The organism is Gracilibacillus kekensis (assembly GCF_900143085.1).
Lineage (GTDB): Bacteria > Bacillota > Bacilli > Bacillales > Amphibacillaceae > Gracilibacillus > Gracilibacillus kekensis.
The window spans coordinates 362,728-378,280 of record NZ_FRCZ01000003.1 but is presented as its reverse complement, the minus strand read 5'-3'; the positions used below and the strand labels follow the sequence as shown (position 1 = coordinate 378,280).

Here is a 15,553-nt window from a genome sequence, read left to right as displayed (position 1 = left end):
TTTTATAAACTTATGTCGAAATATCCTTCTAGAATAGAAAAAAATCCAAGCGTTATCGAAAAATACTCAATATTACGTTTGGATCTTACAAACTTATAGATACTAATGTCTAAAATTTATATGTTAAATAGATAATGCGGCATCATCCATTACTCGGACAAATTGTCCCTCATTATATGGATAACCTGCTTTTTTAATTTTTACACGAACAATTTCACCAATCATGTCTTTCGTGCCTTCGAATCTCACCTTAAGATAATTATCCGAATAACCTACCAATATATTGGGCTGTTCGTTATCAAATGTCTCTTCCGGAATTACTTCCACAACTTTTTCTTCATATTGCTTTGCATATTCTAACGCTTGTTGATTCGATTGGTCTATTAAAAGCTGTACCCGCTTATTTTTGACCTCATCATCCACTTGATTATCCATACGAGCCGCAGGTGTACCGGTTCTTCTTGAAAAAGGGAACACATGTAACTCCGAATAACCAATTTCTTTAATAAAATCAGATGTTTCCTGAAATTCTTCAGCTGTTTCACCAGGAAAACCAACAATAACATCTGAAGTAATTGCCAAATGAGGAAGTGCTTTTTGAATTTTTTCCACTCGTTTTTTATAAAAATCTGTTGTGTATTTCCGGCGCATTCTTTCTAATACTGTGTCAGATCCTGATTGCAATGGTATATGTAAATGAGGTACCACTTTTTCTGAAGCATCCAACACTTCGATCACTTCATCCGTGATTTGACTTGCTTCAATTGAAGAAATACGAATTCGTTTAAGACCTTCAACTTTTGATTCTAGGTCTCGTAACAACCTAGCGAAATTATAGTCCTTCATGTCTTCACCATAACCTGCCGTGTGAATTCCAGTTAAGACAACTTCTTTATAGCCAGCTTCAACTAATTGTTTTGCTTGTTTTAAAACATTCTCTGGCTCTCTGGAACGTAAAAGACCTCTAGACCACGGGATAATACAGAATGTACAGAAGTTGTTACAACCTTCTTGAATTTTTAAAGATGCACGTGTACGATCAGAAAATTGTGGAACATCCATTTCTTCAAATACTCGATTCTTCATAATATTTGAGACACCATTGATTGGTTGACGATGTTCTTGATGTTCTTCAATATATTCAATCATCTTTCCACGGTCTTGTGTTCCAACTACTATATCGACACCAGGGATTTCCATAATTTCACCTGGAGAGGTTTGTGCATAACAGCCTGTTACACAAACAACTGCTTCAGGATTACTCCGAATTGCACGACGGATAACTTGACGACTTTTCTTATCACCTGTATTAGTAACCGTACATGTATTAATGACATACACATCGGCATGGTGATCAAAATCGACACGTTCATAACCTTCGTTTTTAAACTTTTGCCAAATTCCTTCTGTTTCATAATGATTTACTTTACAACCTAACGTATGAAAAGCCACTACAGGCATTTCATCACCTCATTTCTTCAAAATAATAAGATAAGTTAGCTAACACGTATAGAGGTGCAGTTTCCGTTCGTAAAATTCTTGGACCAAGTCGAATCGCTTCAAAATCAGCCTCTTGAAAATTTTCAGCTTCATTTTCAGTGAAGCCACCTTCAGGACCAACACAAATTAACACTGATTGACCTTCACTTATTTTCGATAAAAAATGATGAAGTTTCTGTGATTTTTCGCCTCTTGTTGTTTCTTCATAAGCAAAAAACTTCCAATCATAATTATTACTTGCCTCAATTAGATCTCTAGTCGAAAATACCGTATCGATGGTAGGAATTTTTGTTCGGTGAGACTGTTCACTAGCCTCTTTAACGATTTTCTGCCATCTTGGTAGTTTTTTTTCCACCTTTTTTGGTTCCCATTTTACGACAGAACGCTCTGCTTGAAAAGGGATGAAATGGGACGCACCCAATTCAGTACCTTTTTGTAGTATGAACTCCCACTTATCACCTTTTGGCAAACCTTGTACGATGGTAATTGATATTGGTGATTCCGTAGATTCATCCAACCATTCCATTACTTTAGCTTCCACCACATTTTCAGTAATATTAACAATTTCACAAATCGCAGACTTTCCGTCCTCTCGATTTGCAATCAACTGATCATCATTCGACATTCGCATGACATTCACAATATGATGGTAATCATCGTCAACTATTTGAACATCATTTTCTTTCCAGTTGTTCCTACTAATAAAATATCGTTGCATCCGATTACCTACTTCCTTCAGGCTTTTGTGCAATAATCGAGATCCAATCTTCCATTTGATTGACTTCTAAAATTTCAAAGCCAGCATTTAAAAGGCCTTCTTTAACATTTTCTTTTTTGTTTTGAATAATTCCTGATGTAATAAAATAGCCACCTGGTTTCAGCAATTTATATGCATCCTGTTCAAAACGCAAAATGATTTCAGCAAGGATATTCGCAACAATAATATCTGCTTCTTCCTTCACATGTTCCAACAAGTTATTTTGTTTTACCACAACTTGTTGAGCAACTTTATTTACTTTTACATTAAGTCTGGTACTCTCAACCGCTACTTCATCCAAGTCATAAGCTAATACTTTATCAGCTCCTAATAAAATAGAAGCAACACTTAACACACCGGAACCGCATCCAACATCCATTACGATCTGACCTTTTTCTATGTATCTCTCTAAGGCTTGAATACTTAAAACGGTTGTAGGGTGTGTACCTGTACCAAAGGCCATCCCAGGATCTAATTCAATAATAAGTTCATCTGTTGAGACAGGCTGATAGTCTTCCCATGTTGGTGTGATAGTGACTCGTTCTGAGATTTTTACTGGTTTATAATATTTTTTCCAAGCTGTCGCCCATTGTTCTTCGTTCACTTCACTTAATGTAATTTTGTTTAACCCAATATCGATATCATATAATAGTAAATTATTAATTGCTTGCTTAATCTCAGATACCGTTTCGCCTAGAAAACTATTAACAGGAAGGTACGCTTTTAGACGCACACCTTCCTCTGGATAGTCATCAGGATTTAAATCATAAATTTCCCCAAAGGGAGTTTCTCTTTCTTTGTCTAATTCCTGACGATCTTCTATCACAACACCACTGGCACCTGCTTCATGAATAATATTGGAAATTGGTTCTATTGCTTCATTGGTTGTATAGATACACAGCTCTGTCCACTTCAAACAGATCAACTCACTTTTTCAAAGATTTCCAAAATGGATTACTCACCTTTAAAAGCTCTTTTTACTCGCTGAAAAAAAGAATCTTCATGTTCATCTGTTGGTTGATTCCCACTTATTTCATTAAATTCTCTTAATAAGTCTTTTTGACGATCACTCAAATTTGTTGGAGTAATCACTCGAATTTTTATATGTTGGTCTCCTTGACCATATCCTCGGACATTTGGAGCACCTTTTCCTTTTAACCGGAAAGTTTTTCCTGTCTGTGTACCTGCTGGCACTTTTAATTTTACTTTGCCATGTAGTGTAGGCACTTCAATTTCATCACCTAAAGCAGCTTGAGTGAATGTAATTGGCATTTCACAATAAATATGATCGCCTTCACGTTCATAAAATTCATGACTCTTCACTTGAATAACTACATAAAGATCTCCAGCTGGACCGCCATTTACACCTGGTTCCCCTTGCCCAGGTACACGTATCTGTTGTCCTTCATCAATACCTGCTGGAATACTAATGTGAATTTTCTTACGTGTTTGTACTTTCCCTTGACCACCACATGTAGAACATTTCTCTTTAATCATTTTACCTGTACCTTGACAGTGATGACATACTCTTCGATTGACAACTCGACCAAAAGGCGTATTCTGCTCTACATTTAATTGTCCGCTACCGTTACAATGCGAACAAGTTTCTGGTTTTGTTCCAGGCTTAGCTCCAGAACCATCACAAGTATCACAATCTTCTTCTTTTGGTATCTGAATATCAGTTTCTTTTCCAAAAATAGCATCTTCGAACTCTAGTGTCATGGCATATTGCAAATCGTTACCTTGGCGTGGGGCATTTGGATCTCTTCGACCACCACCACCGAAAAACATGTCGAAAATATCTCCGAAACCGCCAAAGTCTTCACCACCACCGAAGCCGCCAAATCCACCCTGACTTTGTGGACCTGCATGACCAAATTGATCATACTGTGCTTTCTTTTGTTCGTTACCGAGTACCTCATATGCTTCTTTAACTTCCTTAAATTTTTGGTCAGTACCTTCTTCTTTATTCACATCAGGATGATATTTTCTAGCTAACTTACGATACGCTTTTTTTATCTCATCTTTTGATGCATCTTTAGATACACCAAGTACCTCGTAATAATCTCGTTTACTCACTGACAAATCACACTCCCGCTCGTTTATTGCATAACATTTATAATAACATTGATCGATTATGATAAGCAAACATAAAAAACGAACCAAAACTCAATTAAAAAACTAAACTAAAAAGTAATCGACATAGTAATTTTGAAATGTTTTATTTACTAGACATCCGCTCCGGCTGCCCGCTTCCCTTTCCGTGGGGTTTTCCCTTCAGCTAACTTTCTCAAGCACAGATCGCTTGAAAAAGTGGATCTTCAGGTAAAACGTTCCCACAGGAGTGAAAGCGGGCGGCCTACGCTATAAATAGATTCTACAACGGTTGTTACAGTTATCATTCTAAGCTACCTATATGGATTTAATTGAAATAATGAGTTAGAGGTCGTTATATCAATTCTCGTAATCTTTGTAGAACTGCAAACTAGCGTAGGCGTCCACTTCGACTCCTGGGGGATTAGCATGATCTGAAGATCCACTTTGAAAAGTGTTTTTCTTTTCAAAGTTAGCTGAAGAGCATGCCCCCCGGAAAGCGAAGTGGGCAAGCCGGAGCGACTATTACACACACACTTTCATTCAAAATTACCACTCTGTTTACTTCGCAGTGTGGTCTACTGGTAATGTATGATTGGTGGTTGTTTTTCATCATTCATGGAAAAAGCCAAAGCCATTTGGATCTGACTTTGACTTTTTCACACTTTGCCTATCTATCTGTGTTATTTTTTATCTTCGTCTTTCTTGTCTTCATCGTCTACTTCTTCGTAATCAGCATCTACGACATCGTCTTCCGCTTGCTGACCTTCAGCTTCAGCTCCACCTTCTGCTTGAGCTTGTTGTTGTGCTTGCTCATACATTTTCATGGTTAGCGCTTGAACCTGCTCTTCTAAAGCTTCTTTCTTCGCTTTAATTTGTTCTTGATCATCCGCTTCTAAAGCTTCTTTTAATTCGTCTTTTGCAGCTTCTGCTTTTTGCTTTTCTTCCTCAGTTACATTATCACCAAGGTCTTTCATAGTTTTATCTGTTTGGAATACCAACTGATCTGCTTCATTACGAAGTTCGATCTCTTCACGACGTTTTTTATCTTCTTCAGCATTTTCTTCCGCATCTTTCACCATTTGTTCTACTTCTTCATCAGATAGACCTGAAGAAGATTTAATCGTAATCGATTGTTCTTTATTTGTGCCTAAGTCTTTCGCACGAACATTTACAATACCATTTGCATCAATGTCAAATGATACTTCGATTTGTGGTACACCACGTGGTGCTGGTGGAATATCTGTTAATTGGAAACGACCAAGTGTTTTGTTATCTTGCGCCATTTCACGTTCACCTTGTAGAACGTGGATATCCACTGCTGTTTGGTTATCAGCAGCTGTTGAGAATACCTGTTGAGCACTTGTTGGGATCGTTGTGTTACGTTCGATTAATTTAGTTGTCACACTCCCCATTGTTTCAATACCAAGTGAAAGTGGTGTAACATCTAATAATACAACGTCTTTAACATCCCCTTGAAGTACCCCACCTTGAATGGCTGCACCAAGTGCTACAACCTCATCAGGGTTAACTCCTTTAGATGGATCTTTACCAACTTCTTTTTTGATAGCTTCCTGAACCGCTGGGATACGAGTAGAACCACCTACAAGTAATACTTTGTCAATTTCGCTTGCAGAAAGATCTGCATCTTTTAATGCTTGGCGAGTTGGCCCCATTGTTCTCTCTACTAGATCTGCAGATAACTCATCGAATTTTGCACGAGTTATGTTCATTTCTAAGTGTAATGGTCCTGCATCACCAGCCGTAATAAACGGAAGTGATACTTGCGTTTGAGCTACACCTGACAAGTCTTTTTTCGCTTTTTCTGCTGCATCTTTTAGACGTTGAAGAGCCATTTTATCTTGACCTAGATCAATACCATTTTCTTTTTTGAATTCTGCTACCATATGATCGATTAACACTTCATCAAAGTCATCCCCACCAAGGCGGTTATCACCTGCAGTAGATACAACTTCAAAAGTACCTTCACCAATATCTAAGATAGATACGTCAAATGTACCACCACCAAGGTCATAAACAAGAACGGTTTGATCTTGATCTGCTTTATCAATACCATATGCAAGTGCAGCTGCTGTTGGTTCGTTGATAATACGCTCTACTTCTAAGCCTGCAATTTTACCAGCATCTTTTGTCGCTTGACGTTCTGCATCATTAAAATATGCAGGAACAGTAATTACAGCCTTATCAACTGTATCACCTAAATAATCTTCCGCATACGATTTTAAATGTTGTAAAATGATCGCAGAAATTTCCTGTGGTGTATGTTCTTTACCTTCAATTTCTACTTTATAGTCTGTACCCATATGACGCTTGATTGATTGAATTGTATTTGGGTTCGTAATCGCTTGACGCTTTGCTACTTCCCCAATTTGACGCTCACCATTTTTAAATGAAACAACAGATGGTGTTGTACGATTACCCTCTGGATTTGGAATTACTTTTGCTTCGCCACCTTCCATTACGGCTACACAAGAGTTTGTTGTACCTAAGTCAATACCAATGATTTTTCCCATTATAAAGTCCTCCTTCACAAACATATGTAATTATTGATTTACTTTGACCATTGCTGGTCGGATCACACGATCTTTCAGTTGATAACCTTTTTGCATGGTTTCAACAATTTGATTGGATTCATAGCCATCTTCTTCTACTTGCATCACAGCTTGGTGCATGTTTGGATCAAATGTTTGACCATCTGTCTCAATTTCTGTAACACCTTCACTTTCAAGCACTGTCTTTAACTGGCGATAAACCATCTCAAGACCTTCCACGATACCTTTAGCTGCTTTATCTTCCACTTCTACTTGAAGCGCACGCTCAAAGTTATCTAAAACCGGTAATAATTCTGTTACAACCGATTGTGACTTATATTTTAAATCTGCTTCTTTTTCTTTTTTAGTTCGTTTTCTAAAGTTGTCATACTCTGCTTGCACTCGTAATAAGTGATTTTGCAGATCATCTTTTTCTTCTTGCAATTTTGTTAATTCATCATTGTTCGTTTCTTGTTCTTGTGATTCGTCAGCTTCATTATCTGTAATGATTTCTTGTTCTGCGTCTTCTCCTACTTCTTCTTTAAATTGTTCTTTTGATTGTACGTCTTTTTCTTCCATTCCTGTCACCTCCTAAACAAAACCATTGTATAGCTAAACATACTTTAACTAAAAGATCAAATATTACACACACAAAAAGATGAGAGCGTCTAATTCCTTGAAGCAAGTAGACGCTTCTCTCATTTGACATGTTAGTGCCATGAATCAAACGTATTTGTTAAACGTTTGGACAAAACGTTTAATAAAGTTACTACTCTTGAATACTCCATCCGTGTAGGGCCGAGTAGGGCAATCGTTCCTAACTGTTCTTCCCCTAATGAGTAAGTTGCTGTTATTAAGCTGCAATCTTGCATCGCATCCAGCTGATTTTCTTGACCAATAGAAACTTTAATTCCTTTTCCAGATGTTCTTAAAAGATGCGCCATCTCGTCTTCTTTTTCCATTATCGTATAAAGTGACTGGATCTTATGGATGTCGTGAAATTCCGGTTGTAACATAATATTTGTTTTACCATCCATATAAAGTTTAACTGGCTGTTGTTCTAACAATGCATCTTTCAAAAAGGAATACGTAGTCTCAAAATCTGAGCTATAACGCTTGAGCATTTGAGCAACTTCTCCATAGAGCTTTTGTTGTAACTTAATGATAGGCACACCAACTAATCGATCATTTAGAATATTAACTAACTTCTCTAAATCAGATGACTGCATAGTTGACGGAACATTGAAATGACGATGTTCTACATGACCTGTACTCGTCACCAAAATAGCAACAGCAGTATAATCAGTTAAACTAATGATCTGAATTTGCTTTAATGTTGTCTCAAAAACCTGTGGCCCTAATATGATCGAGGTATAATTCGTTAAGTCCGAAAGAACCCGAGCAGACTTTTGTACCACTCGTTCAAATTCAAGCATTTCTCTTTCAAACGTTTGATGAATGGTCGTCATATCTTGATTCGACAATCGAAATGGGGACATTAAATGGTCCACATAGAAACGATACCCTTTTTCAGAAGGTACTCTCCCTGAAGATGTATGGGTCTTTTCAATAAAACCTGATTCTTCTAAGTCAGCCATTTCATTGCGAATTGTAGCAGGACTGTATGGAATGTCCTCCTTCTTAGCAATCGCTCTTGATCCAATCGGTTGCGCCGTTTGGATGAATTCATCAATAATAACTTGAAGCACTTGTATTTGTCTTTCTGTAAGCATCGATGATCACCTCTGTTAGCACTCTAATATCTTGAGTGCTAAATCTAATAATAAATTATCAAATACAAAAAGAAATGTCAATTAAGAAACATAATTTATTATAAGAAAACTTGAAAAGCCAACTTGTTCAATCGTATACAATTATAAGTAGTAGTAAACATATAGAAGCTACAATGAATAACGATATAAGATGCTTTCCTATCAAAGTAGAAAAACGAAAGCACGATTTAGACAGTTATACTTCCTTATCAAGTAAAAACGATTGAAACACTTCATTGCCAAAAGGCTTGCCTTCTTCCGTCAGTTTAACAAATTGATGATTGTATTCAATCCAGCCGCGTTGTCTCAATTTCTCTAACTCCTGACCATACAAACTTTCTAACTTTTGATTATATTTTTGCTCGAATCTTGAAATCGATACACCCTCACTTTTTCGAAGTCCAAGAAACATCTCTTCCTCAATTTGCTCTTTTCTTCCGATTTTCTCCACATGTAATATCGGTTTACCTGATTTATTTGCTTCTTCTACATAGGTTGGAAATGGACGAATGTTAATGATTCTCTGACCTGGTAAATAGCCATGAGATCCAGCCCCAAAGCCATAATAATAATCATTATTCCAATAGGTTAAATTATGCTTGCTTTCGAAACCAGGTTTAGCAAAATTGCTAATTTCATATTGCAAATTCCCATGTTGATTCATTTCATCTCTTAAAATTTCATACATATCTGCTTCTATTTCCTCTGGGGGTTTCGATAAAGTTCCTTTTTTATATCGCTGGTAGAAAATCGTTTTAGGCTCAATTTGCAATGAATAAGCTGAATAATGCGGCAAATCAAATTGTAATGCTTCTCGCAGTGTATTTTTAAAATTTGAAATGGTTTGATTCGGTAAACTATACATTAAATCAATACTAATATTTGTAATACCCGCGTTGATTAAATCATTAACATTTTGATAAACATCCTTGATCCGATGCAGTCTACCGAGCTGTTCTAACATATCATCATCAAATACTTGTACACCCATAGAAATACGGTTAACACCATATTCTTTTAATATATTTATTTTATCTTTTTTTAAATCACCCGGATTGGCCTCAAACGTATATTCCTCCACATCAGCGACATCAAAATAATAGTGAATCATTTCCACTAGTTTCGTTAACTGTTGATTATTTAATGAAGTCGGCGTACCTCCGCCGACAAAAATTGTTTTCATCTTCTGCTTAGGCGTACTAATATTTGTTTTGATTTCATTTTCGAGTGCGACTAAGTAATCATCTGCCATTTTTTCTTCATAGAAGAATTTTGTGAAATCACAATAATGGCAGATTTTTTCGCAAAATGGAATGTGAATGTAGACAGACGATACCATTGCTATTCCTCCTTTAACTACGGCAAAACCCTTGCCATTTAGACAAGGGTAGACCATTACTATTTACAAAACCTATTTACTATATTAATCATCATCCATCTTCAAAACAGCCATAAAGGCTTCTTGTGGAACCTCAACAGAACCAACCATCTTCATTCGCTTTTTACCTTCTTTTTGTTTCTCTAGCAACTTACGTTTACGAGATATATCCCCACCATAACATTTACTTAATACGTTTTTACGCATTGCTTTAATATTCGTTCTCGCAACAATTTTATTACCGATCGCCGCTTGAATTGGGACTTCGAATTGCTGTCTTGGAATCAGAGTTTTTAATTTGTCTGCAATTTGTTTGCCACGCTCAAAAGCAAAATCACGATGGACAATAAAAGATAAAGCATCTATCGTATCATTGTTCAATAAGATGTCCATTTTCACTAAGTTCGACTCTTTATAACCAATCATTTCATAATCAAACGAAGCATAACCCTTTGTTTGCGATTTTAGTTGATCGAAAAAGTCATAAACAATCTCTGATAATGGAATTTCATATACGACATTGACACGATTATCGTCCAGATACTGCATATCTAAGAAATCGCCACGTTTTTTCTGACAAATTTCCATTACTGGCCCAACAAAATCATTCGGAACCATAATGGTCGCACGGACATACGGCTCTTGAACTTCTTGAATAGATTGATTATCTGGCATAAACGATGGATTATCAATTGTTAAATTCTCTCCATCGGTTTTGACGACGTTATAAATTACACTCGGTGCTGTAGTTATTAAATCGATTCCAAATTCTCGCTCGATACGCTCTTGAATGATTTCCATATGTAATAACCCTAAGAAACCACAACGGAATCCAAAGCCTAATGCTTGAGAAGTTTCCGCTTCATATTGCAAGGAAGAATCGTTTAATTCCAGTCGCTCAAGTGCTTCGCGTAAATCATTATATTTATCGGCATCCACTGGGTATAACCCACAAAACACCATTGGATTTAACTTACGATAACCGGGTAATGGTTCGTTAGCAGGATTGTTTGCTAGTGTAATGGTATCCCCGACTTGTGTATCCCCTACATTTTTTATAGAGGCAGTTAAATACCCTACATCTCCAACACTTAAGTCGTCTTGCTGCACAGGTTTTGGATTGAATACACCTACTTCATTCACTTCAAACTCCTTACCTGTTGCCATCATTTTAATTTTATCCCCGACTTTTACCGATCCTTCTTTCACACAGACATAGGCAACAACTCCACGATAAGGATCATATAGCGAATCAAAAATTAAGGCTTTTAACGGTTCCTCCGGGTCACCTTCTGGTGCAGGAATTCTTTCGACGATTTGGTCAAGAATTTCTTCAATTCCAATACCAGACTTCGCACTTGCCAATATCGCTTCATCCCCATCGATTCCGATCACATCCGTGATTTCTTGTTTCACCCGTTCAGGGTCTGCACTAGGTAGATCAATTTTATTTATAACCGGAATAATTTCCAGATCGTTATCTAATGCCAAATAAACATTTGCTAATGTTTGTGCTTCGATCCCTTGTGCAGCATCAACAACTAGAATAGCTCCTTCACATGCTGCAAGACTACGGGAGACTTCATATGTAAAATCGACATGTCCCGGCGTATCAATGAGATGAAATAAATATTCGTCACCGCCGCCACGATCATATTTTAATTGAACAGCATTTAATTTAATCGTTATACCTCGTTCACGCTCAAGATCCATCCCGTCCAGAAATTGTTCTTTCATTTCACGTGAGGTTAACGCTTTTGTTTTTTCTAAAATTCGATCAGCTAGCGTTGATTTTCCGTGATCAATATGTGCAATAATCGAAAAATTTCGTACCTTACTTTGATTTCTAATGTTCGTCAATGTCATTCAACTCCTATATTTGACCACAATACTAGCATTGATTATAGCAGTGAATACCCTGATGTTCAATAAAAAGATGAAGAGACTGATCACGGGGTGATACCTAATCAATTTTGAAAAGGAACTATTTTTTTCAAATCACAAGCTAATTGTTCTTCATTTTGATTAATGAAGGACATATTTATTCGAATTCTTGTGTTGTTATTCTTCATTCGCCTTGTTAAGGACATTTACTTTCTATTATCATTTTTTTGTCCCTCATTTGCCCTATGAAGGACACTTACTTTTGATTATCAACTTTTTTGTCCCTCATTCGCCTTATGAAGGACACTTTCTTCTGATTATCAACTTTTTTGTCCCTCATTCGCCTTATGAAGGACACTTTCTTCTGATTATCATTTTTTGTCCTTCATTCACCTTATGAAGGACAAGTTTTTTCGATTATCACTTTTTTTGTCCTTCATCTAACTGGACTGAAAATGTTGAGTCAAACATTAGCTTTCACTTTTGTCAATTTTCAAAAAATCCCATCGACAAGGGTGTAGGTTATTTCCACGACTTCATCACATATAGTACTAACTGCCTTTTCGCCTCCATCTGCCAGGGAATGTAAGAAGGAAGGTTCAATCTGAGCTGCTGTAACTTGTTGTTTTTTACTTTCGCCTACTTCTTCGATCACGAACTCTCTGTCTACTATATCTGAGTTCTGCTCTACTACGGTCCCATTTTCAGACAAAATAGGTTCACTTGCCTTTTCAGCACTATTACGATCAATACCAATATACATTCCCAGTGAAAAAATCAGACTTAATACCAATAAATAAAAGAAATACTTCATCTCAATAACCTCCCCAGTTTATTCAGAAACTTTTTGGGCGTCCCAATAGTATTCACTAAATATTTCTGCAAAAACTTCTGAGGTGTTATAGAGTTCTTCCATCGTATTATCAACGCCACCAAATTCAATTGTTAACGCATTGTTTGAGACATCTTGATTATATACCCCGTTACGTCCCGCTCCACCATACATTTCAACACCACGGCTTAAGCCATAATACTTTTCATCCAGCAATTCTTGTAAAGCTTTGGCAAGAGCATAATTCCGTTCGTAATTCGGATTATCTCCACCTATGACAAACATAATTTTGGCGTACGATTTCCCATCCAATTCAATAGTAGTAATATCCTTCCTTACACTGTCACGATGCAAGTCAAATACATAATTTAAATCTTTATTATTTGTAAGAGCAGCTTCTACCACTTCTTTAGATGCGGTATAAGAATCCGCAGAATAATCCCAGCCTTTTTCATTTAAAATCGCACCGATGTCTGTGTCATCAACTTCTGCTCCTATTCCAAAGCGTTTCAAGTCTTTTGCTAATTGTTTACTGACATTCGTAATGTTAACTTCATTGTGAAAGGCATCGTTTGGTTCATTTGTTTCGGGTAAATAAGGTAAAAATGATTCACGATTATGTGTATTGTAAAGAAACACTATATTACGGTCTCCCGTTGTTTGTTGTTGTTCCTCTTCAGCAGGTTCTTTTTCTTCTTTGTCTTCGGGGATGGTTGCTTCACGTTCTTCTAGTACGCTATCTAAAGGTGGTGTGGATTCCATTGTTAAATTTGTATAATCTGTGCCTTCACCAGCAATCAAAATTTGACGATCATACATTTCAAAACCTGGCAGCTCTCTCCCTAGCAAACTGCGAACATCATGCATTCTCACGTTGGTTCCTAATTCGAATACAACCTTCCAAACATCAATAGGTGGCGTATCGTCTGGTAATGCTTCTTTAAAGAGTCGATTCTCCATCATCATCAACGATAAAAAATGAACCTCATCAATATTGGTCGTCCATTTCTTAACAGTATTAGAGGCGACCCGATAATTCGGATCCAAACTCGTAAAAGCTCCAATCAAGATAAACATTGCAAAAAAAGCAGTAAAAAATATCGAAACAATCATTAATATTTTATGTTGTGATAAAAACAGCACTCGCTTTTGTCTACGATTTGGCAGCCGCATAATGTTCTCCTTTCTATCTCCTCTATCATCTCTACTAAAGAATATGAAGATTCAATAGAAAGTAGAACCTATTTCTATCTTGTGTATTGAGCAAAATTTTTAATATCTATTCTTTCATGTAAAGCTGCATTCAAAGCTTCTGCTAATAAATGAGCCATATCCTTGATATAACCATCAATTTCCTTAGGAGTAACCATAAGATTATGGCCAAGAGGAGTCAATACTTCTTGCATTAATGCTCTCTTTTCCTTTTCGTCTAATGCCCCTATCATGCCGAATATTTTTTCTCTTTTTTCAATTGGTGGTAGATCTTCTTCTGATAATGAATGATCACCAAAATTCAAACCAGCTGGAGTTAACGATTTTGATGGCTTATCTTTTTCACGCCACTCTTTTCCTATATGTTTTAAAACATAGTCAATAGCATCGCTTGTAATCGTAACGGCATCAACTACGGTAGGTACACCAATTGCAAAAACAGGGACTCCTAATGTTTCCTTACTTAATTCTTTACGCTTATTGCCAACACCTGAACCAGGATGTATACCTGAATCCGATAATTGAATCGTAGCATTAACTCTTTCAATGGATCGTGATGCAAGAGCATCAATAGCAATAACAAATCCTGGCTTATATTTTTCAATGACACCTTTAATTATGTCACTCGTTTCAATACCAGTTACACCCATCACGCCTGGATTGATAGTTGCAATTTTGCGATAACCATCTTGCACATATTGGGGTTCATGCATAAATAAATGATTGGTAACGAGAACCTTATCGATAGCAAGCGGTCCTAAGGCATCAGGAGTCACATTACGATTTCCAAGCCCTACTATTAATCCTGCCGCTTGTTTTGCAACATTATTTTTATCCATTAATTCTAGCAATTGTTTGGTCACAACTCTTGCCGTCTCTTCCTGAGATTTAGTATCTTGTTTTTTTATTGCATCTGAATAAACAGTTCTGTAGGAACCAGGACTTTTTCCGATATGTTCAGCACCCTTTTGATCCACTTCGACATTAGTCACATCAATCGTCCCGAAACGTTCCTCAGTTATCGTCACACCTTCAATTTGTTTATCATTTTTTTGATCCTTTTCTACATACATATCTTTTGCCTCAACTGCTAGGTCTGTACGTACTTCAAATGATTTTTTTTTCATGATAATCACTCCTCACAATTTTTCTTAGCTTTTCCGAGACGATTAAAAAGATACGTAAAAGCTTATTTACAAGGGAAACAACAATTTTTATTGAAAAGTCGCAAAAGCTTTGGTAAAATGTCATGTGACCTAATTTAATTGATAGGGCTATGAAGTAAGATGGAGGTGAAGACATTGGCAAATATTAAATCAGCAATTAAACGCGTTCGTACAAATGAAGATCATCGTCTACAAAACCAATCTGTTAAAACAGATGTGCGTTCCCATATTAAGAAAGTGGAAGCATTAGTAGCTAACAAAGATGTGGATAATGCAAAAGCAGCACTTCAGACTGCAGTGAAAAAAATTGATAAAGCTGTACAAAAAGGGCTTATTCACCAAAACAAAGGTAATCGTCAAAAATCACGCTTAGCGCAACAAGTTAACGGACTAAGCGCATAATAAA

The 15,553-nt window shown here is 36.7% G+C and carries 13 protein-coding genes; 1 reads left to right on the top strand and 12 read right to left on the bottom strand.

Features of this window, described 5'->3' with window-relative positions:
- Window positions 1–123: 123 nt before the first annotated feature.
- The 12 genes from mtaB to gpr form a co-directional block, all read right to left on the bottom strand.
- The gene (gene mtaB / locus BUC25_RS09655; RefSeq protein WP_073201656.1) at window positions 124–1,461 is read right to left on the bottom strand and encodes a tRNA (N(6)-L-threonylcarbamoyladenosine(37)-C(2))-methylthiotransferase MtaB; all 1,338 of its coding nucleotides are present in this window, start codon (window positions 1,459–1,461) and stop codon (window positions 124–126) included.
- 4 nt (window positions 1,462–1,465) lie between these two features.
- Entirely contained in the window at window positions 1,466–2,218 is a 753-nt protein-coding gene (locus BUC25_RS09650; RefSeq protein WP_073201655.1) for a 16S rRNA (uracil(1498)-N(3))-methyltransferase, read from the bottom strand.
- Between the two features lie 4 nt (window positions 2,219–2,222).
- The gene (gene prmA, locus BUC25_RS09645) at window positions 2,223–3,173 is read right to left on the bottom strand and encodes a 50S ribosomal protein L11 methyltransferase (RefSeq protein WP_073201654.1); all 951 of its coding nucleotides are present in this window, start codon (window positions 3,171–3,173) and stop codon (window positions 2,223–2,225) included.
- Window positions 3,174–3,211: 38 nt separating this feature from the next.
- Entirely contained in the window at window positions 3,212–4,336 is a 1,125-nt protein-coding gene (dnaJ, locus tag BUC25_RS09640; protein ID WP_073201653.1) for a molecular chaperone DnaJ, read from the bottom strand.
- A gap of 698 nt (window positions 4,337–5,034) precedes the next feature.
- Window positions 5,035–6,885: a molecular chaperone DnaK gene (dnaK, locus tag BUC25_RS09635; RefSeq protein WP_073201652.1), complete on the bottom strand. Its 1,851-nt coding sequence runs from the start codon at window positions 6,883–6,885 to the stop codon at window positions 5,035–5,037.
- A gap of 30 nt (window positions 6,886–6,915) precedes the next feature.
- Window positions 6,916–7,482, bottom strand: a complete 567-nt coding sequence (gene grpE, locus BUC25_RS09630) for a nucleotide exchange factor GrpE (RefSeq protein WP_073201651.1) — start codon at window positions 7,480–7,482, stop codon at window positions 6,916–6,918.
- Between the two features lie 131 nt (window positions 7,483–7,613).
- Window positions 7,614–8,636, bottom strand: coding sequence for a heat-inducible transcriptional repressor HrcA (gene hrcA / locus BUC25_RS09625; protein ID WP_073201650.1), 1,023 nt, complete (start codon window positions 8,634–8,636; stop codon window positions 7,614–7,616).
- Between the two features lie 235 nt (window positions 8,637–8,871).
- Entirely contained in the window at window positions 8,872–10,014 is a 1,143-nt protein-coding gene (gene hemW / locus BUC25_RS09620) for a radical SAM family heme chaperone HemW (protein WP_073201649.1), read from the bottom strand.
- A gap of 84 nt (window positions 10,015–10,098) precedes the next feature.
- The gene (gene lepA, locus BUC25_RS09615) at window positions 10,099–11,919 is read right to left on the bottom strand and encodes a translation elongation factor 4 (RefSeq protein WP_073201648.1); all 1,821 of its coding nucleotides are present in this window, start codon (window positions 11,917–11,919) and stop codon (window positions 10,099–10,101) included.
- 511 nt (window positions 11,920–12,430) lie between these two features.
- On the bottom strand, window positions 12,431–12,751 hold the full coding sequence (locus BUC25_RS09610; RefSeq protein WP_073201647.1) for a hypothetical protein: 321 nt from the start codon (window positions 12,749–12,751) through the stop codon (window positions 12,431–12,433).
- An 18-nt stretch (window positions 12,752–12,769) separates the two neighbouring features.
- Window positions 12,770–13,942 carry a stage II sporulation protein P gene (gene spoIIP, locus BUC25_RS09605; protein ID WP_073201646.1) on the bottom strand — a complete coding sequence of 391 codons (1,173 nt, stop codon included), beginning with the start codon at window positions 13,940–13,942 and terminating at the stop codon, window positions 12,770–12,772.
- A 74-nt stretch (window positions 13,943–14,016) separates the two neighbouring features.
- Entirely contained in the window at window positions 14,017–15,108 is a 1,092-nt protein-coding gene (gpr, locus tag BUC25_RS09600; RefSeq protein WP_073201645.1) for a GPR endopeptidase, read from the bottom strand.
- 174 nt (window positions 15,109–15,282) lie between these two features.
- Here gpr and rpsT point away from each other — a divergent pair, with 174 nt between their 5' ends.
- A complete protein-coding gene (gene rpsT / locus BUC25_RS09595; RefSeq protein WP_058307394.1) occupies window positions 15,283–15,549 on the top strand; it encodes a 30S ribosomal protein S20 in 267 nt (88 codons plus the stop codon).
- Window positions 15,550–15,553 lie beyond the last annotated feature (4 nt).